This window comes from Shewanella sp. AS1 (assembly GCF_021412565.1).
Taxonomy (GTDB): domain Bacteria; phylum Pseudomonadota; class Gammaproteobacteria; order Enterobacterales; family Shewanellaceae; genus Shewanella.
Genome location: NZ_JAKCLJ010000003.1, coordinates 1 through 19,418 on the forward strand (window position 1 = coordinate 1; position 19,418 = coordinate 19,418).

Here is a 19,418-nt window from a genome sequence, read left to right on the forward strand (position 1 = left end):
GATATGTGACGGGGTATTACAGTCAGCTGAGACCACATCAATATAACGGTGGGCTGACACCCAATGAGTCAGAGCGAAGATATTGGCTTGAATACAAAACCGTGGCCAATTTTAGTTGACCACTACACGTATAAGACTCTTCTCATAAGACAGTCTTCATCTTCACTTTTTATTAGCCTGTTTTGTATTGGCCAGAATGTATCTGCCACTTAATTTCTCATTCCTGTGAGCTATCTATATTAAGTGGGAATTTCCACTTAAATTGAGATTCTTGTTCACGGCTTGATTCGAGTCACTTGATTGCCAATGATTAGCTCACAGAGAGATTAGCAAGCAGATAACTCTGCTCGTAAAAAGTCTATCTTTGTTTTCATGAGCACAATAGCGTTTCCCCAGCACATACAAGTTTTCTCTTATACAACACTGGCATTGCGACATTAAAAACGGTTTACTAGTACGTGATTGAACTATGTGACTTATTAGCTATAACTTATTCGAAAGCTATGGAGATATAGATGACTAACAGCCATAACTTAGGAAATCCCCTTAAGCTGTTTTTACTGATATTTACCACATTATTAATAAGTTGCAGCAATAATGACTGGCGCACTGCAAGCCGTGCTCCCGCCGGTCTTGCACCCGATCCCCAAGATAACAAACAGGCTGTAATAGAGTTTTATGCGGCAGATGCCTATAGCTGGCGTGGCTGGTTTGCTGTGCATACCTGGGTGGCCGTTAAACCGCAGGATGCCGAGGAGTATACGGTTTATGAGGTCCTTGGCTGGCGAGTCGATCGCGGCGAACCCGCACTGTATCAATATAAAACCCGCACACCGGATCGCTACTGGTATGGCGCTAAGCCTGAGAAACTCCTTTCGATACAAGGTGAGCAAGCACAACAACTTATCCCAAAAATAGAAACTCTTGTCGCTCAATATCCTTGGGCCAATGAATACACCCTGTTTCCGGGGCCAAACAGTAACACCTTCCCTGCTTGGCTTGGAAAACAACTGCCTGAACTAAACCTAGAACTGCCCTTCAGTGCTATTGGTAGTGGTTATGCCGATTAAATAGTATTAAAGATGTGATAAATTGAGCAATTGAGTCCTTGCTAAGTACAAAGTCTATCGAAATAATTATTCAGGCTCCTGCTTACGCAATTGACACATCTTGGTTTCCATCTCAGGAAATAAAGTGTCACGCATCTCTATAATACGTCGTACATAAGCCTCATTTTCATGGACTGGCACACCTATCCGATAGGCATCTGCCACAGCAACCATGGAGTTTCTGTCATATTCATTAAACAGATCTTTCATCTGCTCGGCTTTTTCTCTCGGAATGCCTAATGCCTCAAAGGCTGAGCGGCCGATCCGCAGGCTGCTGTCAAAGGTTTCACGTATGATATCGCGGCACCCATAAGCATATAAATCATATACATGGTGGCGATCCACCGCTCTGGCAATCACATGAACATGGGAGTGATTTTGATTAACGTATTGCACTATCTTTGAGATTTGCTCGGCATCATCAATTGCAATCACCAGTAACTTGGCATCATCAATCCCTGCCGCATGTAACATGTCGGGACGGGTGGCATCGCCAAAATAGGTGGTGACTCGAAAACGCTCCAGCGCCTCAAGGCGTTCGACACTAAAATCGATCACTGTTGTTGCAAAGCCTGCACTGCGCAGCATTCTGTCGACTATCCCACCTACTCTTCCTGAGCCGGCAATAATGACCTTGGCATCACTGGGCGGGATAGTCGATGGCTGAGTCGTTTCCTGCTGCTGTGTATACCGCTTAGCGATAACGCGTTCATAGACAATAAATATCGCCGGCGAAACTAGCATAGAGAGCGCAACGACCAGCATTAAGGTATCGGTTAACGACGAGGGTAAAACATGATTGGCAAGGGTAAAGGACAAGAGCACGAAGGCAAACTCCCCAGCCTGAGAAGCCCCCAGCGCTAAGAGCCATCTATCGCCATCTTTGACACCGAAGAGTGCGGCCATCAGCCATAGCACAGCTATCTTGATAATGTACAAACCGAGTGTCAGCGCGACTATGTTTACAAACTGCTCCCTAAGCAGGCTGAAATCGATGCTGGCACCGACTGTGATAAAAAACAGACCTAATAACAAACCTTTAACTGGCTCTAAATTGGATTCTAATTCATGTTTATAGGAGGAATTCGCCAGCACTACACCAGCCAGAAAAGTGCCGAGTGCCGGCGATAACCCAACTAACGACATGAGCAAACCGATACCGACAACAAACATCAACGCTGTGGCAGTGAATAGCTCTCTTAGCCTCGCGATGGATACGAAACGAAATATCGGCGCAGTTAAATAGCTGCCGCCAAATATCACCAGCAAAATGGCGACAACAGTGACGGCCGCCGTTTGCCAACTATTTAACTCTGCCACCAGACTAAATCCATGGGTTTGAGTGATTGCACTGCTCGATTGCACCAATTCGGGCGATGCTAGGAGCGGCAACAGAACTAACATGGGAATGACGGCAATATCTTGTGTTAGCAGTACAGCAAAGGATGCCTTACCACCGTCACACTTCATCAGCCCTTTTTCTCCCAGGGTCTGTAATACAATCGCGGTGGAAGATAATGAAAACAGCAAACCTATCGCCACAGCCGCAGACCAGGAAAGTCCAAACAGATGCCCTGCCAGGGCGATTAATGTGGCTGAGAATATGATCTGACCCCCACCAAGTCCCATCAGCCGAAATTTCATCTCCCATAGCTGCTTTGGCTGCAGCTCCATCCCTACCAGAAATAACATCATCACCACGCCAAACTCGGCCACGTGCTGAACCGCGTTCACATCCACATTTAAGAGTGAGAGCAGTGGACCGATAACAATTCCCGCCAGCAGATAGCCCAGCACAGAACCCAAAGCGAATCGTGAAGCGATAGGAACGGCAATCACGCCAGCGACTAGAAATACAAAGGTGATCAGCAAAATATCAGTCATTTCATTTCCTTATGGCAAGGGAGATACGCCTTATTTCTAAGATGAAAGAATAGCCAATTTATTTGAGGTTAGGAACTTACCGCCGCCCTTTCACGTTAAGCCAATCTCGTTATTAAAAGTTAGTTATTAAAAATTCAGGTATTAAAAAGCCCCGCGATTACGAGGCTCTGAATTAAAGCTTATGGAAATGTATTAAAACTTATGACCGTGTAAAGCTTAAAGACATATGATTCAATCAATAAAGCTCGAACATGGGTTTGCCATCGGCATCGAATTTCACTTCTAACATACGCGCATGACGATTTGGGTCGTACAGTGGATCTTTAACTATCTCCGCTAAAGGTCGGGTATCAGTCTTAGGAACCACAGCTGGATCCCCTACCGCCGCTTCATAGTCACGGGCATGGTAGATACACATAGGTGTGATCCCATCATCAGCCAGGGTAAAACTATTATGGCCTGGGCCGTAGATCTTCTTATCAAAGTCAGTTTCGAGTACGGGATAACGGGTTTTCTTCCATGAATTGCGATCCAGCAGATCCGCATTCTCATCGGCTTCCATGTAGCCCATACAATAACAGGCGCCGGTTGCACTGGCTGAAAAAGTGATAAAAATTTTACCCTCATGTTTCAGTACAGCCGGTCCTTCATTGACCCAAAAATCGACCCGCTCCCAATCATAATCAGGCGTAGTTAACATAAACTGAGGCGTTTTCAGCTTAATGGGTGATGCCATTTCCGCCAGATACAGGTTGGATGCGGCAAATTGACCACCGGTTTTCTCTGCCCAACAGAAATAACGCTTACCCTGAGATTCAAAAATTGTCGCATCAAGAGAAAAGTCGATAAAGGATTTGTTATCGCCATCGGCGGCCTGCATCATGCCCAGCTCAATCCACTCATCGTTAAGTGGGTCCTGCCCCTGGCACTCAAGCACGTATGGCCGAAGCGCCCAAATATCTTCCTCTTCGCTAGCCGCAAAATAGATATACCACTTGCCGTCGAGATAATGGATTTCTGGAGCCCAAATATGACGACTCATGGGGCCGCTTTCATGTTTAAACCAAATATCAACGGTTTCGGCATCTTTTAAGCCTGCCAAACTTGTTGATTTTCGAAGTTCGATACGATCATAGGTAGGTACAGAGCCGGTGAAATAGTAGTAGCCATCGCTGTGTTTGTAGGCGAAAGGATCGGCGCGCTGCTCTACTAACGGCTTATTTGTTGCTATTGTCATGGTTCAACCTGCATTTTGATATTATTGTATGATTATATTGTGTTTGAAATGTAACTCAAAGCAAAAGGTCCTGCATTTGATTAAATTTAATGCTAATAACTTATCCATATAAAGAGATTCGATACACGCTGAGATCTTACTCACTCAGTCCTCGTATCTGTATTTGAAAGCATTGACTCCTATAGCTTCCCTTCATTCAGGTTTACCAATTGATACTCAGCATTTGTTACTCACGGTTCAGGGTGTTAACCCGCTCAAAATCAATCACATTAAAACTCTTGAAGAAGGTTAAGGGTGAACCTATTATTCCTAAAAATCGATTCTTATATAGGCCATGATCGGGCCTGATACTCAGTAAGGTCCCCAGATAAACAAGCTGTGAACGCGGGTTGTCTATCCCAGCCTCTGAAAGATCGCCTCTGAGTAAACATGCACCGCCACTGGAACCCGAAAATGAAACAGTGCGAATACTAAAATCATGGCCGTTAATGGTTTCATCAGTAAAACTGCTGCTGGTTATCCGGTTATCATAGGCCAGTATGTGTTTGTCATCCATTCTATCGATATATGTGCTAAACCCAGCGGCTATAACGGTATTATTGGAGTTTGCGTTAATCATGTAAATCACCTGATCTCTACCACTACCCGGGCGATTGAGATTAACCAATATTGCAGGTTTAACGATCCTAAATGGAATTTTTTCTTTAAATGACAATAGCGCGAGATCTTCCTCTAAGACTAAGTATTCCAGGGTTAGGTGTTTTAGGATGCGCACCCCAGGCTTAGTCGTTACTTCCCATTTTATTTTGCGAATTTGATATCGTTTGCCGGTAACAGTACTACCAAAACAGTGCCCTGCCGATTTAACTACCCTACTCGCCTGCCCTGGCATGGCAGAAATAAGCGTGCCAGAGCAGTGTAAAACCTCATTGTTGTTGGTAAGGTAAACAGTGATCTTACCGACTGAATCTAGGTAGGCGGGAGATTTCTTCGTCTTAGGTTTTCTTCTATCTAGGTCTTTAATGTCAGAGAGTGTGAGACTGGTTTGATTGCTAGATTGGCTTTGCTCCAGATCTGACGCCAGCGCCATCTCCAGACCCATTGACGCTGAGACTGGCGCGGGCATAGCCAAGCTTACGAATTGAAAGCTTGCAATCATCAATCCCAGTGTGATGACGATTCGTTTAAGTTGGCTAATCTTCATATGGAGATCTCCACATGCGCTTAGCTGATACCGTCTTTCATTGGTTAAAGCAGCGGCTAAACCATTTGCTAATCTGTGCCTAATCTAGGGCCTAAACCAGTGAGCTTATGATTCAGATAGCGTAACTGTTTAGCACTCTCGCTGTGAGTCTTAACATCGATTCTTACAGGTAGAAGACTCGAAACTGGTACTTAAGTATCGGCTAAAGCATATAAGCTTTAATTATAGTGCAGGGAGCATTTTCAAGCTGTTTAAGCCTGGTTGAAATGAGCATCTTGAAAGAATAGATTTGTGGTCAAATTTGCGGTTAAGAGATTAAATTTAAAGTTGAGCAGGCAATTCACCGATCCTGATGTATCGAGAAAATGGAGTTAGCTGGGGACGAAGTTGTGATAGCTGGGTTAGTTGGATAGCGAGAGCAGAAATCGTCTAAAACAACAAAGGGGAGCAGCATTCACTGATCCCCTTCATATAAATGTGGCGGTGAGAGAGGGAGTCGAACCCTCGATACGTTTCCGTATACACACTTTCCAGGCGTGCTCCTTCGGCCACTCGGACATCTCACCGAATCGTCAACGCGAATAATCTCGCGGTAACGGGGCGCTACTTTACGCAAATCACTAAACTGGGTCAAGCGAAAAAACCTAAGAGTCAGGCATTTGCATAATAGATAGACAACTCTCTTCGCCAGCGGAATCAATGAGAAAAAAAACGACACAAAAAAGCGTCCAGAGGACGCTTTTAGATTAACTTTGTTATCAAGCTATTTATCGAGATGCTTATCCGGCTTTTTTCCCGCAGACTAAATATTAGAAACTAAGCATTACCCTTCACTTGCATGTTAAGCGTCTTAGCGAAGTTAAGCATTCTATCCAATGGTACAAGCGCATCTTCTCTTAGGGTATCATCAACGAAAATTTCATGCTGCTGCTCACCATTATTAAGCAGCGCCTGCTCAATGGCTTTAAGGCCATTCATTGCCATCCAAGGACAGTGAGCACAGCTGCGACATGTGGCGCCATTCCCTCCTGTTGGGGCTTCAATCAGCTCTTTTTCAGGCACTAGCTGCTGCATCTTAAAGAAGATCCCCTTATCGGTCGCCACTATGAGTTGCTTATTAGGCAGCTCTTTAGCCGCTTTAATCAGCTGACTGGTGGAGCCCACCGCATCGGCCAGTTCAACGACACTGGCGGGTGATTCAGGGTGAACCAAAATGGCCGCATCAGGATACACAGCCTTCATATCTTTGAGCGCTTTGGCCGAGAACTCATCGTGCACAATACACTCGCCCTGCCACATCAGCATATCGGCGCCAGTCTGTTTCGCAATATAGCTGCCAAGGTGACGATCGGGACCCCAGATGATCTTCTTCCCTTCGCTATCTAGATGCTCAACGATTTCCAGTGCAATACTTGAAGTCACCACCCAGTCGGCACGGGCTTTTACTGCCGCCGAGGTATTAGCATAAACCACGACTGTATGATCCGGATGAGCATCGCAAAATGCGCTGAAGGTCTCGATAGGACAACCGACATCCAAGGAGCAGGTCGCTTCCAGCGTTGGCATCAATACGGTTTTTTCCGGGCTTAAAATTTTTGAAGTTTCCCCCATAAATTTCACCCCAGCTACAATCAAGGTTTTAGCAGGATGATCCCGTCCAAAACGCGCCATCTCCAATGAGTCAGATACGCAGCCGCCAGTTTCCTCGGCCAAGGCCTGAATCTCAGGATCGGTATAATAATGCGCCACCAACACGGCTTCTTTCTCGATAAGCAGTTGTTTAATGCGCGCCTTATAGGCTTGTTTTTCTACATCACTTAACGGGATAGGTTTGGCTGGAAATGGATATTGAATATTTTCGATGCTGGGGGCAACTTGACTCATGCTAAAACCATTAAATACGACTGATACAGCGCATTATACTTAAATCCGGCAACAAGGTTAACCACTGATAAAAAAAAGAGCGCTAAGCGCTCTTTTTTATTATCTTCATTCACGCATTAGCAATTAATGCATTGCCAGCAACATCTCTTGTGGCTGCTCAAGGTACTGTTTCCACAGGTTACAGAACTTGGCAATTGTGCCGCCGTCTATCACTCTGTGATCGCCAGACCAGCTCACCTGCATTATCTTACGCGCTTCAACCTCACCCTGAGCATTGAATCTTGGTAAGACTTGCAGCTTACCCAAGGCAACAATGGCCACTTCAGGCTTGTTGATAATAGGTGTAGCAACTGTGCCACCCAAGGCGCCGATATTGGAGATGGAGATAGAACCACCCTTAAGATCCTGCGGGCTGACACGACCACTACGGGCATCTTTGGTCAGACGGGTGATCTCGGCTGCAACTTCAAGAATAGATTTCGCCTGTACATCCTTAACATTCGGCACCAGTAGACCCACTTTAGAGTCTACCGCCATGCCTATGTTATGGGATGCGAGGAAAGTCTGTTCAGTGCAGTCGTCATTAACCCGGCTGTTTAGATCCGGGAACTTAGTCAGGGCCAGAGACATCGCCTTCATGAAAAACGGCATCATGGTCAGCTTGAGATCGTCGCTCGAATAACGCTGCTTCATCGATTCACGCAGCGCCACCAACTCGGTCAGATCCAGCTCTTCACAGTAAGTGAAGTGTGGAATGCTAGAGACAGATTCGGTCATCATCTTGGCCATCACAGCACGCACACCGCGAATTGGCTCGACGCGATCGCCTGCAGTCACAACCGCTGGAGCCTGAGTCGCCTTAACAGGTTCAGAGGCTGCAGTCGCCGCGCTGCTCACGCTAGCACCACTGCGGAATTTCTCCACATCCTCTTTATACACCCTACCGTTTTTACCTGAACCAGGCACTAAGGCAAGGTTAATGTCATAGCTGCGCGCAAGACGACGTACTGCAGGGCTGGCTAGAGCCTTGCCATTTTTAGCCACTTGTGGCTCAGATGCACTAACCTGGGCAGGCGTATCAACCGCGGCAGCTGCTTGCACTGGGGCTGCAGTTACTGGGGTATCAGAATCCACTTCGATGGCAAACAGTGGGCTGTGCACCTGAGCCAGCTGGCCCTTACGGTAGTGCAGTTTTACAACTCTGCCGTTTTTAATGGCTGGGATCTGAACCAGCGCCTTATCTGTCATCACATCGGCGATAGGTTGATCTTCAACCACCATATCGCCCTCTTCGATAAGCCATTCAACCAGTTCACACTCGACGATACCTTCACCGATATCGGGCAGTAAGAACTCTTCAATCACTTTACCGCTAGCAGCAGGAGTGGCTTGACTCGCAGCCTGTGAATTATTTTCACTCACACTAGCCTGAGCTGCTGATTGATTAGATGAGCCATCATCGTCACCATCAATTTCAACACTATAAAGCGGTGCATGCACCTTGGCTATCTCACCTTTTTTATAGTGAAGTTTTTTGATGACACCTGGGTGTGGCGCCGGGATCTGCACTAGGGCTTTATCTGTCATTACATCGGCGATAGGCTGATCTTCAACGACAGTATCCCCTTCACTCACCAGCCATTCGACCAGCTCACACTCAATGACACCTTCACCGATATCCGGCAAAATAAACTCTTTAATCATGCCGTAAACTCCTAATAATTCATCGATGCTTTAATGGCTTCAAAGGTCTTAAGCGCATCAGGCATATATTCTTTTTCATGTACCAGTGGATAAGGTGTATCCAAGCCACACACTCGGCTAATGGGTGATTCAAGGTAGAGGAAACACTCTTCCTGAACGGTTGCGGCGATCTCGCCAGCAAAGCCGCCAGTTAATGGTGCTTCATGGTTGATCAGTAAACGACCGGTTTTCTTCACAGAGGCAACCACGGTTTCCACATCCCAGGGGGCTAAGGTACGCAGGTCGATCACCTCACAAGAGATCCCCTCTTTCTCGGCGCGATTGGCCGCATCTTCGATGATCTCCATCTGAGCGCCCCAAGCCAGCAGAGTAATATCCGTGCCCTCTTTCACTACTTCCGCCTTGCCAAGTTCAATCTCATAGGCCTCTTCAGGCACTTCGCCAACACTGGCACGGTAAAGACGCTTAGGCTCGAAGAAGACCACTGGGTTTTCATCACGGATAGAGGCTAACAGTAAACCTTTTGCCTGATAGGCGTTACGTGGCACAACCACTTTAAGACCCGCAGTCTGAGTAAAGTATGCTTCTGGAGACTGAGAATGGTAATGGCCACCAGCAATGCCGCCGCCATAAGGGGTACGGTAAGTAATGCCACCAACATTAAATTCGTTACCACTGCGGTATCTGAATTTGGCTGACTCGTTCACTATCTGGTCAATTGCCGGGAAAATATAATCGGCAAACTGAATTTCGGCGATAGCCGTCATGCCATTTGAGGCTAAACCATTGGCAAAACCGGCAATGCCTTGTTCGGTCAGGGGGGTGTTAAAACAACGCTCACGACCAAACTTTTGTTGTAATCCTGATGTCGCGCGGAATACACCACCAAAATGTCCCACATCTTCGCCAAATACCACAGCCTTTTCGTCGGTTTCCATTGCGATAGTCAAGGCATCATTAATGGCTTGTAACATATTGATCTTGGCCACGTTTATATTCTCCCTGCGCTTTTTGGATAGGACTCTGGATACTTTTTGATGTGCTGTTTTAGTTCTGCCAGCTGTTTTTGCAGGCGAGGCGTTGGTTGATCATAAACATCGCTGATGATCTCATCGACATGACAAACATCCAGCTTCTCTGCCACTTTTACCGCCGCTAACACTTCCTGACGGTACTTCTCATACAGGGCCTGATCGTCACTCTCAGACAACCAGCCTTTGTTGATCATCCACAGTTTGAAGCGTTGAACTGGATCGTGCTGCTTCCACTTGGCCTCTTCCTCTTTTGAGCGGTAGCCAGATGGATCGTCCGATGAAGAGTGAGCGCCCAGACGGTAGGTCATAGCTTCAATCAAGACGGGTGCATTGTGCTCTAGCGCATAGGCGCGAGCCTGCTGAGTTGCGGCCAGTACAGCCAACATATCGTTGCCGTCGACACGGATAGTGTGCATACCATAACCCACACCACGGCTAGCAATACCGTTACCGGCAAACTGCTCTGTAGTCGGGGTTGAGATAGCATAACCGTTGTTGCGGCAGAAGAAGATGGTGGGTGATTTGAGCACGGCAGCCATATTCATACCGGCATGGAAATCCCCTTCCGAGGCGGCGCCTTCACCAAAGTAACACACAGCTATGTTGCGTTTACCTTGCATCTTCAGGCTGTAACCTACACCAGCGGCTTGAGGGATCTGAGTGGCCAACGGCGATGAGATGGTTTGATAGTGCAATGCGCTAGAACCGTAGTGGATTGGCATCTGGCGACCTTTGCCTAAATCCTTTTCATTACTGAACATCTGGTTCATAAACTGTTCGGTGGTAAAACCACGGTAACGCAGTGCCGCATGTTCACGGTATTGCGCAAGGATAACGTCTTCGTCATCAAATGCAGCAACACTGCCCACAACGGCCGCTTCTTCACCGATACAGGTCATGTAAAAGCTGATGCGTCCTTGACGCTGCGCGCCTAGCATCCGCTCATCGAGCACTCGCGTAAATACGCAAGCATCATAAATTTTTTCGGCTAACGCCTTATCGATCGCAGGTAACACCGCCTTGTCGTAAGTGGTGCCATCGGCTTGTAACACTTTCAAGATTGGGATCGATAATGAATCTTTATCGAGAAAACTGACACGATGGACAGTCTCTGTCGTACTTGTTGCGTTGCTCATACTATTCTCTTATCAGCTGAGTTTTCTTGTTATCTATGATAATCGAACAAAATCGATCATCTCTTTTCACTAAGCGCCATAAAATTACGTTAAGGTAAACTCAGTCGCAACCTTAAGGTGCCTTAGCCCCATAAGTAGCCTGATTGCTTGATGTATATTTTGCTTTACAAACTGACGCATAAGTCAGCTTATGCTGTATCCTTTTGCAGGCACTAAACATAGCACAGTCCGCTGTCCCACGGGCACATTCGCGTTGGGAAAGACGATCGCCTCCACACTTGTGTCGACCTTTATCTCCTCCCCCCCATCTATGGCCAACACGTGGCCGTGGGAAAACTCGGTAAAATTCTCGACATCCTTGCTAAAGGTAAAGGCAAAATCATCGCTGCGTTTATTAATTGAGCGATGTACTTGAAACAGCTCCAACTCCTCAGCATCAAAATCAGGCAATTCTATAGTGGGATGGCTAATAAGTGCTGTTAGCGTCTGCTTTAAGGCGGTAAAACGTGTCATGTCGTTCTCTCCCATCGGCATCACCTTACCTAATTCGATGGTGAAAGCGTCTGCCTGATAATAATGGGATGAAAAATAACTGAAGGTGGTTGTCGGCTCATGATGGAACAGCACCGTATTGATGCCGCAAGCGGCTAAAAACATCAATTGCTCACCGCTGTATGCCTTCCCTTCACGATAGGGGTAGATAGCGAATTTCTCATGTTTAGAGCCACGTATCGCTGTATGCAGATCGTAATGCAATCTCGGTGAGCCAGGATAGGCTTGCTCAAAAAAGCGCGCCACATGCCTCTCCAGCGATTTTGCCCGGCGCCGCTCATAGTTAACCAGCCCCTCGCCTTTTGAATGCGCACCGCTAAACAGTCGATTTAAATTTTCTTCCACGAAGCGGGTGTTTTCGATAATTGCCATGGGATTACCAAACAGAAACAGTAGCCTGTGCTGAGTGACTAACTTACCGGCCAATAAGTCACTGATAAAGGTATTACACAGCTCAATGGGCGCGGTTTCATTGCCATGGACAGCCGATGACAGTATGAGGTTTTTCACCGCCTGGCTTGGGGGCATTGTTCGCGGCTCGAACATTATCACCCCGGTATCCCAAACCTCGACATGAGTATGATGGCCAATAGAAAAAGAGAAAGGCTCGGGGATAAACTGCGGATTAGCCAGTGTATATTGTAAAAAATCCTTCAATGGATTTGACTTCGATGACACGAAAGTACTCCCTATACTCAACAAATGATGGCTGGCAATGACGCCACACAAATTAAGCGCTCATTCCTTAACACCATTAAAGACTTAATAAGCTAGCTTATTGCTCTATTTAAACTGCTGGGGATACTAACACTTCTGCTTAAAGACATCTATTGAGTCCCGAATCTGAGGCATTTTTTCCCCTTGCATTCACATCAACGAAAGGACACAATACGGACATCTAGCCGTCTACTTGAAAAATATTGAAACCAAGAGACTGGCGAGCAACTATCACTTATCTTGAGTCATGGAGAGGTAAAAATGGCTTTAGCGACCTTTGGTGCGGGATGTTTTTGGGGCGTTGAATATTTCTTTAAACAAATCGAGGGAGTCACCAAAGCCACCTCGGGTTATATGGGTGGCGATGCCAAAACCGCCGTCTATGAGCAGGTCAAGAAAGGCGCTACCGGCCATGCCGAGGTAGTACAGGTTGAATATGATGAAACCAGAGTCGATTATGAGCAGTTACTTGCGGTTTTCTGGACTAATCACAATCCCACTATGCTTAATATGCAAGGGGGCGATATTGGCCATCAATACCGTAGTTGCATCTTCTTTCACGATAAAGATCAGAAAGCCATTGCCGAACAATCTAAACTCAAGCTTGCCCGCAGTGGTCGCTGGGGAATACGTCAGATAGTCACAGAGGTGGTGCCTGCCATGCCCTTTTATCCAGCCGAAGAGTATCACCAGAACTATCTGGAGAAGAATAACCTGCCCAGCTGTCATCTGACCTATTAGGGATCACTATCGCATTGCGCCAAGAAAAGAGCCGGTTATTTGCCGGCTCTTTGCTTTTGTGGATCCCTTTTTAGCATTCGCGTTTTTGTATCCGTTCCCGTTTGTTAAGCTTTGGCCTACGACTCAATCACTATCTCTGTCTTGACTGAATTGGCGATAAAGCAGTTTTCGTGAGCTATGTGATGCATCTTCTCAAGCTGAGCCTCTGTCGGTGCTCTGTCATCGGCAAAGCGGATTTGCGGACGCAGCGTCACCTTGCTGACCCAGAAACGCCCCTGCTCATCCTGAGACATGACACCAAGGGCCTCATCAATATAACCGTCGATCACATACTGTTTCTTGGCCGCGATAGAGAGAAAGGTCAACATATGACAGCTCGAAAGTGCGGCAACCAGAGCCTCTTCTGGATCGACATTTTCCGCGACCGAATAAGGCAGCGCCACCACCTGAGGCGATGCCGATGCAGGCACCTCGACACCACCATCAAATTGCCACACATGAGCGCGGCTATAACGGTTGTCGCTAAATGGCTCATCGGCCTGACGCTGCCATTTCACCACAGCTTGATAGTCAGACATGGTTTCTCCTAATCTCATTAGCTAAAACATACACAAATACAAAAATCAAAATGCCCAAAAACAGCTAGATGGCACGTGGCGAATATTATAACAATGCCTCACATTCTGGCTCATTGATAAAAGACTCGACCAGCTGTGAAATCTTGCTCCTAAGCCAAGCAGGCCCGAGATCCGACATATCATTATGTCTGGCATCATTGAGTGTTACCACGCAGATAGGAAAGTCTTCCCGCTCTTTCTGTGTGGGCAGCACACCATTATCCGCAGGAAAATCTCCGGCGCGGATCGACAACACCTTTATCTGACTGTCTCGAGGCAATGGCACACGGCGATTGTCCAGAGTGATGATCTGCTTAACATAATCTACGCCCTCAGCAGCAAGCCAGACAGAAATATCACCACCATTGGAATGCCCTACAAGCAGCAGATGATTAAAATCGAAATTTGGGTAAGTTGATGACAAATTCTGCTGCACAAATGCCAAGGTCTGTGCACCGCGCTGCCAATTTTCGCTGCGATTAACAAAGAGATCGCCGCTTACTGCCAATGGCGGATCCTGCGGCAGTTCATGGCCGATGGCAATAACCAGATACCCCAGGCGACTGAGGGTCGCTGTCATAAATCCATATTGAGTATGAGCCATGCCATAACCTGCACTGACAAATGCCACAGGACAGGGCTTGGCTGCGCTGCAGTTATGCCCGCTAGGCTGAGTTATCTCGATGGGAATAGATCTGTCCCTGGCCTCGTCAAACAATGTCTCGGCCTGTAGCTTGGTGCAAACAGCCAAAAGGATAAACAGTCCATGTAAAAGCTTCATTGTGCTCCTGCTTATGCTGAAATTAACCACGATAGAAATAAGAATATGGGTTTAAGGCCCAAAACGAGGTCATCATCAAAGGCCTTAAAAAATCAGAATACAGCGTAAAAATGGAAGTATGAAGACGAGTCTAAAACTTACCAATCTGACTAAGCGAGCAGATTCTCTATCATGGTTTGCGCATCATTTAACACCTGCTCAAGATGCTGCTCGCTGACAAAACTTTCGCCATAGAGTTTGAACAGCGCCTCAGTGCCCGATGGCCGCGCCGCAAACCAGGCGTTAGCCGTACTGACCTTAATACCCCCAATAGCGGCTAGATTGCCGGGCGCCTGGGTTAGCACAGCATCGACCGCATCACCGGCCAGTTGCGTTAGCCCAAGCTGTGAGAGATTTATCTCATTGGCTACTAGCTGATTGAATTTAGCCTTACGCTTAGGTTTGACCGGACTGTCGATACGGCGATAAAAACTCTCACCATGGCGCTCAACCATCTCCTGATAAAGCACAGCAGGGCTTTTGCCTGTCACGGCCAAGATCTCGGCGGCGAGCAGTGCCAAAATAAAGCCATCCTTATCTGTACACCAGGTTTGGCCGTCACGCTGCAGGAAAGCCGCACCTGCGCTCTCTTCACCGCCAAAGGCAAAGCTAGCATCTGCCAACCCATCAACAAACCACTTAAAGCCGACGGGTACTTCGCACATCGTACGCCCCTGCTCCTGACAGACTCTGTCTATCATGGCGCTGGAGACCAAGGTTTTACCTATGATGAGATCCTTTGACCATAGGGGTCTGTGACTAAGCAGATATTCGATGGCCACCGCCAGATAATGATTGGGGTTCATCAAACCAAAACCTGGGCAGACGATGCCATGGCGATCGTAATCGGGATCGTTACCCACACAGAGGTCAAAGTCATCCTGGCGCTCAAGCAGGCCAGCCATGGCATAGGGCGATGAACAATCCATACGGATCTTGCCGTCTTTATCTAAGGTCATAAAACTGAAGGTAGGATCGACCCTGTCATTAACCAGTTCAATATTGAGATTATATCGACTGGCTATCTTCTCCCAGTAATGGATCCCCGAGCCGCCTAGAGGATCGACACCGATACGTATGTCAGCCTTGCTGATCGCCTGCATATCAATGACATCGCCGAGGGAATCAATATAAGTCGACATCAGATCCGTTGGCACTATCAAGCTGGTATTTTGCGCAACGCCGAAATTGAGGCGCTTTACCCCTTCTAACTGCCTGGCAAGGTAGTCGTTAGCGCGGTTCTCGATCCACTTGGTGATCTCCCCTTCGGCAGGTCCGCCGTGGGGTGGATTATATTTTATGCCGCCATCCTGAGGGGGATTGTGAGAAGGAGTGATGATCAACCCATCGGTCAGTCCTGAAACTTGACTTACATTCGCTGGACGATTAGCACGTACGATCGCCTGAGATACCACAGGCGTTGGAGTGAACTCATCATTATCGGCGACTAAAACAGTGATCCCATTGGCTGTCAGCACCTCTAAAGCCGTTACATAAGCAGCCTGAGACAGCGCATGGGTATCCAAGCCCACTATCATGGGGCCCGTAATAGCGGCGCCCTGACGATAGTCGACCACAGCCTGAACGATCGCCAGTATGTGTTTCTCATTAAAACTTTTATTATAGGCGCAGCCACGGTGACCCGAAGTACCGAAACTCACCCTTTGATCTTCTTGAGTGACATCCGGCGAGAGCCTGTAATAGTGACTCATGAGTTTGGGAATATTGGTCAAATCCTTTTGTTGGGCCACTTGCCCTGCTCGTTTATCAAGCGCCAAAGCTAACTCCTTTTATTGTTTTCTCTTATTTTTTCTATTTGTGTTTTTCTATTAGCGTTTTCTATTCATTTAGCCCTTAACAATAGGGATTAGATGCTTGCAACCACTTTTTCAATCTGCTCGGCATCGACGCCAAACTGGCTTAACACCTCGCCGAAAATGGTGCGTTTCTTAGCCGTGTTATTGTTGGTGGTGACCCAGAAACCGCTGTTTCCTATTTCTTTTGGATTGGCCGACTGGCTCGCCTTTAACAAGGACTCTTTCGAAGTGGCGAAATAAAGTCTGTCGCGCCCCTGTACCTGTAGCACCTGGTCGAACTGATGAGGCAAGGCCTGATAAACCGCTTCTAAACAGTAGAGGAAACGGCCAACCGCCCCTTTTTGTTGTGCCAGTAATTCAGGATTGATCAGCGTCTCGATAGATGAAGCCAATGAGACCTTTACTGCGCTAGCACTTACTCTGGCATTCGCCTGATCAACACTGACATTTTCACTGCCTGGCTGGCTGATATGGGATGGTGTTGCGACTGGTTGAGTTTCAACATCTAAGCCAAGTAAACGACGCAAAATATCTGAAGCACTCTCTCCGATGTGCTCGGTTTTACTTGCAATATGGCGGTATAGTTCTTCATCGACCTCAATATATTTCATGGCGAGATGCTTCCTTAGGCAGTGAAAATCAACTTGTTATTATTCGATCCCTCAATGGTAAAGCTAATCTTAAGGATCAGTTGCAATCTTGCCAGTGTATGCCAATTTACAGCCATGAATAAAGAGCGATCGCTCGATATTTGTGTCAGATCGCCACAAGATCAACAAATTAATTACCGTTTGGACAAAATCCGCTCAGACAGGAAAAGACTCCGGCTTTTACCTGTTATTTTTCGCCACTTACAGGCACAATTTAACCAAACTCATTATTTGCAAATCTCATGTCACTCCTCAATTATCAGCTCTCAACGCCCAACTGCGAAGCAAAAACCTGTGTGGTGCTGATCCACGGTCTGTTTGGCGATCTGGATAATCTAAAGGCATTAGCTAACACCTTAGAAGAGCATCAGGTATTGCGTCTCGATGTGCCCAATCACGGCAATAGTCCCCACTGGGCAGAGATGGATTATCCCAGTCTGGCCAAGGCTGTGGTTGACCTGCTAGGGCGCCTGAAGATAGCGCAGGCGCATTTTGTCGGTCACTCCATGGGCGGTAAAATTGCCATGGCAACGGCCCTGCTCTATCCCCAATATGTCAAGAGTCTGGTGGTGGCCGATATCGCCCCGGTTGCCTATCCTCCCAGGCATCACATTGTATTTGCAGCATTAAACCAGTTAGACCCCGCGCAATTAAGCAATCGAGCGCAGGCCCTATCCCAGCTGCTCGATGCCGGCATAGATGAAGGAACGGCGCAGTTTCTGCTCAAAAACCTCAAAAGAGAGCAAACCGGCTTTAGCTGGCGCATGAATATAAAGGCGCTTGAGGCCAGTTACGACAAATTAATTGGCTGGGAATTGGGGGGATCGGGAAAATCCTATGGGGGTCCGAGTCTCTGCATTCGCGGCGCAGACTCAGACTATGTTCAGGCTGCCCACACCCAGGCGTTTGTCAGTCAGTTTCCCGCGATTCAGGCCAAGAGTCTCGCGGGTGCCGGACACTGGCTGCACGCGCAGAAACCCGCCGTCTTTAATCGTCTGGTCGGCGAATTTATCGCAAATCACCAATAAGCATTTATGCTATTAAAGATAAAGATTAAATCGACGACGATAGAATAAAATTTGTGCCAATTCGCCTGGGGAATTTTGTCGCATTCTGGGTGTAAATCGTATAGCAGGCAAAGGGTAACTGTGATATATTCGCGCCTCATTTTTTACCTGAGGAAACGCGGGAATGTTATCTCAGCATATAGAGCTGATAGAATCGATCGGTCTGGATCTCTTCTATGCATCGCTCTTTTTCTTTATTGGTATGGCGATACATGATGTACTAAAACAGGGAAATGTGCCTAAGTTTGGTCGTTATATTGTATGGTTAGTACTGTTTCTAGGCTGCGCTGGGTTTGTCGCCAAGGGATTGATACAGATCTCCTGGGAAGGTTCAGGCATAGGTTAAAATAGTATTTCAATGGCAAAAGAATCATCAGATAGAACAACAATAGACCTGTTTGCTACTGAAAAACGTCGAGGTCGCCCTCGCAGCAATCCGCTACCCAGAGAGCAACAACTTAAGGTCAACAAACGTAATCAGATCCAACGCGACAGAGCCAACGGTTTGAGACGAATTGAGTTAAAGGTGTCACAAGATTTATATGACGCCTTGAATGAAAAGGCTTTGGCCAGTAACATCAGCCGCAGCCAATTAATCGAATCGATTTTGCAACAAGAAGTCACCAGCTGAAAACCTTGTAAAATTGAGCAATAGTGAATGAATTAAATAAAGGAAAGACAATGGCAACTGTAGGTCTTTTTTTCGGTAGTGATACGGGTAACACTGAAGCTGTCGCCAAGATGATCCAGAAAAAACTGGGTAAAAAGATGGTCGATGTGAAAGATATCGCCAAAAGCACCAAAGAGGAGATCGCAGAATACGATCTACTGCTATTTGGGATCCCGACCTGGTATTACGGCGAAGCCCAGTGTGACTGGGATGACTTCTTCCCTGAGCTAGAACAGATCGACTTTGACGGCAAACTCGTTGCCATTTTCGGTTGTGGTGATCAGGAAGACTATGCTGAGTACTTCCTCGATGCCATGGGCATGGTCAATGAAATTGTCGAAGCGCGCGGCGCGGTCGTCATTGGTCACTGGCCAACAGAAGGCTACGATTTCGAAGCCTCCAAAGGCATGGCCGGTGACAAACACTTCGTTGGCTTAGGTATTGATGAAGATCGTCAACCAGAACTGACCGAAGAGCGCGTCGATGCTTGGGTAAAGCAGATCTATGAAGAGATGTGTTTAGCCGAGCTTGAAGACTAATCCCAGCCTAACAAGAGGCAGGGAGAATAAAAAAGC

18 protein-coding genes and 1 tRNA gene are annotated in these 19,418 nt (G+C 47.1%); 6 read left to right on the plus strand and 13 right to left on the minus strand.

The window, feature by feature from the left end:
- Positions 1-515 precede the first annotated feature (515 nt).
- Positions 516-1,070 (plus strand): DUF3750 domain-containing protein, encoded by a 555-nt coding sequence (locus tag LZP69_RS05905; RefSeq protein WP_234199276.1) that lies wholly within the window; start codon positions 516-518, stop codon positions 1,068-1,070.
- Positions 1,071-1,136: 66 nt separating this feature from the next.
- Here the strand turns inward: LZP69_RS05905 and LZP69_RS05910 are convergent, their stop codons facing one another.
- The 9 genes from LZP69_RS05910 to astE form a co-directional block, all read right to left on the minus strand.
- Positions 1,137-2,993 (minus strand): cation:proton antiporter domain-containing protein, encoded by a 1,857-nt coding sequence (locus LZP69_RS05910; RefSeq protein ID WP_234199277.1) that lies wholly within the window; start codon positions 2,991-2,993, stop codon positions 1,137-1,139.
- Positions 2,994-3,228: 235 nt separating this feature from the next.
- Complete coding sequence (locus LZP69_RS05915; protein WP_234199278.1) at positions 3,229-4,230, minus strand: family 43 glycosylhydrolase; 1,002 nt, start codon at positions 4,228-4,230, stop codon at positions 3,229-3,231.
- Positions 4,231-4,456: 226 nt separating this feature from the next.
- Positions 4,457-5,434, minus strand: coding sequence for a hypothetical protein (locus LZP69_RS05920; protein ID WP_234199279.1), 978 nt, complete (start codon positions 5,432-5,434; stop codon positions 4,457-4,459).
- A gap of 478 nt (positions 5,435-5,912) precedes the next feature.
- A tRNA-Ser gene (locus LZP69_RS05925) sits at positions 5,913-6,000 on the minus strand.
- 250 nt (positions 6,001-6,250) lie between these two features.
- A complete protein-coding gene (nadA, locus tag LZP69_RS05930) occupies positions 6,251-7,318 on the minus strand; it encodes a quinolinate synthase NadA (protein WP_234199280.1) in 1,068 nt (355 codons plus the stop codon).
- 123 nt (positions 7,319-7,441) lie between these two features.
- Complete coding sequence (locus LZP69_RS05935; protein WP_234199281.1) at positions 7,442-9,022, minus strand: dihydrolipoyllysine-residue acetyltransferase; 1,581 nt, start codon at positions 9,020-9,022, stop codon at positions 7,442-7,444.
- A gap of 11 nt (positions 9,023-9,033) precedes the next feature.
- Positions 9,034-10,011 carry an alpha-ketoacid dehydrogenase subunit beta gene (locus LZP69_RS05940; protein WP_234199282.1) on the minus strand — a complete coding sequence of 326 codons (978 nt, stop codon included), beginning with the start codon at positions 10,009-10,011 and terminating at the stop codon, positions 9,034-9,036.
- 2 nt (positions 10,012-10,013) lie between these two features.
- The gene (locus LZP69_RS05945) at positions 10,014-11,192 is read right to left on the minus strand and encodes a thiamine pyrophosphate-dependent dehydrogenase E1 component subunit alpha (RefSeq protein ID WP_234199283.1); all 1,179 of its coding nucleotides are present in this window, start codon (positions 11,190-11,192) and stop codon (positions 10,014-10,016) included.
- 183 nt (positions 11,193-11,375) lie between these two features.
- Complete coding sequence (gene astE / locus LZP69_RS05950; protein ID WP_234199284.1) at positions 11,376-12,422, minus strand: succinylglutamate desuccinylase; 1,047 nt, start codon at positions 12,420-12,422, stop codon at positions 11,376-11,378.
- A 300-nt stretch (positions 12,423-12,722) separates the two neighbouring features.
- On the opposite strand from astE, the gene msrA reads away from it, so the two are divergent.
- Complete coding sequence (gene msrA / locus LZP69_RS05955) at positions 12,723-13,202, plus strand: peptide-methionine (S)-S-oxide reductase MsrA (protein ID WP_234199285.1); 480 nt, start codon at positions 12,723-12,725, stop codon at positions 13,200-13,202.
- Between the two features lie 116 nt (positions 13,203-13,318).
- Here the strand turns inward: msrA and LZP69_RS05960 are convergent, their stop codons facing one another.
- The 4 genes from LZP69_RS05960 to seqA form a co-directional block, all read right to left on the minus strand.
- Positions 13,319-13,780: an OsmC family protein gene (locus tag LZP69_RS05960; RefSeq protein ID WP_234199286.1), complete on the minus strand. Its 462-nt coding sequence runs from the start codon at positions 13,778-13,780 to the stop codon at positions 13,319-13,321.
- An 85-nt stretch (positions 13,781-13,865) separates the two neighbouring features.
- Positions 13,866-14,600, minus strand: coding sequence for an alpha/beta hydrolase (locus LZP69_RS05965; RefSeq protein WP_234199287.1), 735 nt, complete (start codon positions 14,598-14,600; stop codon positions 13,866-13,868).
- A 149-nt stretch (positions 14,601-14,749) separates the two neighbouring features.
- Complete coding sequence (gene pgm / locus LZP69_RS05970) at positions 14,750-16,417, minus strand: phosphoglucomutase (alpha-D-glucose-1,6-bisphosphate-dependent) (RefSeq protein WP_234199288.1); 1,668 nt, start codon at positions 16,415-16,417, stop codon at positions 14,750-14,752.
- Positions 16,418-16,506: 89 nt separating this feature from the next.
- Entirely contained in the window at positions 16,507-17,067 is a 561-nt protein-coding gene (seqA, locus tag LZP69_RS05975) for a replication initiation negative regulator SeqA (RefSeq protein ID WP_234199289.1), read from the minus strand.
- A gap of 281 nt (positions 17,068-17,348) precedes the next feature.
- Between seqA and LZP69_RS05980 the strand changes: the two genes are divergently transcribed.
- From LZP69_RS05980 to fldA, 4 genes are all read left to right on the plus strand, one after another.
- On the plus strand, positions 17,349-18,134 hold the full coding sequence (locus LZP69_RS05980) for an alpha/beta fold hydrolase (RefSeq protein WP_234199290.1): 786 nt from the start codon (positions 17,349-17,351) through the stop codon (positions 18,132-18,134).
- Between the two features lie 163 nt (positions 18,135-18,297).
- Complete coding sequence (locus LZP69_RS05985; RefSeq protein WP_234199291.1) at positions 18,298-18,519, plus strand: DUF2788 domain-containing protein; 222 nt, start codon at positions 18,298-18,300, stop codon at positions 18,517-18,519.
- A 12-nt stretch (positions 18,520-18,531) separates the two neighbouring features.
- Positions 18,532-18,804, plus strand: a complete 273-nt coding sequence (gene ybfE / locus LZP69_RS05990; RefSeq protein ID WP_234199292.1) for a LexA regulated protein — start codon at positions 18,532-18,534, stop codon at positions 18,802-18,804.
- A 50-nt stretch (positions 18,805-18,854) separates the two neighbouring features.
- A complete protein-coding gene (gene fldA / locus LZP69_RS05995) occupies positions 18,855-19,382 on the plus strand; it encodes a flavodoxin FldA (protein WP_234199293.1) in 528 nt (175 codons plus the stop codon).
- Positions 19,383-19,418: the final 36 nt, after the last annotated feature.

Coding starts and splice junctions, on each gene's coding strand:
- LZP69_RS05905 (WP_234199276.1), top strand. CDS start 516: ATGACTAACAGCCATAACTTAGGAAATCCCCTTAAGCTGTTTTTACTG.
- LZP69_RS05910 (WP_234199277.1), bottom strand. CDS start 2,993: ATGACTGATATTTTGCTGATCACCTTTGTATTTCTAGTCGCTGGCGTG.
- LZP69_RS05915 (WP_234199278.1), bottom strand. CDS start 4,230: ATGACAATAGCAACAAATAAGCCGTTAGTAGAGCAGCGCGCCGATCCT.
- LZP69_RS05920 (WP_234199279.1), bottom strand. CDS start 5,434: ATGAAGATTAGCCAACTTAAACGAATCGTCATCACACTGGGATTGATG.
- nadA (WP_234199280.1), bottom strand. CDS start 7,318: ATGAGTCAAGTTGCCCCCAGCATCGAAAATATTCAATATCCATTTCCA.
- LZP69_RS05935 (WP_234199281.1), bottom strand. CDS start 9,022: ATGATTAAAGAGTTTATTTTGCCGGATATCGGTGAAGGTGTCATTGAG.
- LZP69_RS05945 (WP_234199283.1), bottom strand. CDS start 11,192: ATGAGCAACGCAACAAGTACGACAGAGACTGTCCATCGTGTCAGTTTT.
- msrA (WP_234199285.1), top strand. CDS start 12,723: ATGGCTTTAGCGACCTTTGGTGCGGGATGTTTTTGGGGCGTTGAATAT.
- LZP69_RS05960 (WP_234199286.1), bottom strand. CDS start 13,780: ATGTCTGACTATCAAGCTGTGGTGAAATGGCAGCGTCAGGCCGATGAG.
- LZP69_RS05965 (WP_234199287.1), bottom strand. CDS start 14,600: ATGAAGCTTTTACATGGACTGTTTATCCTTTTGGCTGTTTGCACCAAG.
- seqA (WP_234199289.1), bottom strand. CDS start 17,067: ATGAAATATATTGAGGTCGATGAAGAACTATACCGCCATATTGCAAGT.
- LZP69_RS05980 (WP_234199290.1), top strand. CDS start 17,349: ATGTCACTCCTCAATTATCAGCTCTCAACGCCCAACTGCGAAGCAAAA.
- LZP69_RS05985 (WP_234199291.1), top strand. CDS start 18,298: ATGTTATCTCAGCATATAGAGCTGATAGAATCGATCGGTCTGGATCTC.
- ybfE (WP_234199292.1), top strand. CDS start 18,532: ATGGCAAAAGAATCATCAGATAGAACAACAATAGACCTGTTTGCTACT.
- fldA (WP_234199293.1), top strand. CDS start 18,855: ATGGCAACTGTAGGTCTTTTTTTCGGTAGTGATACGGGTAACACTGAA.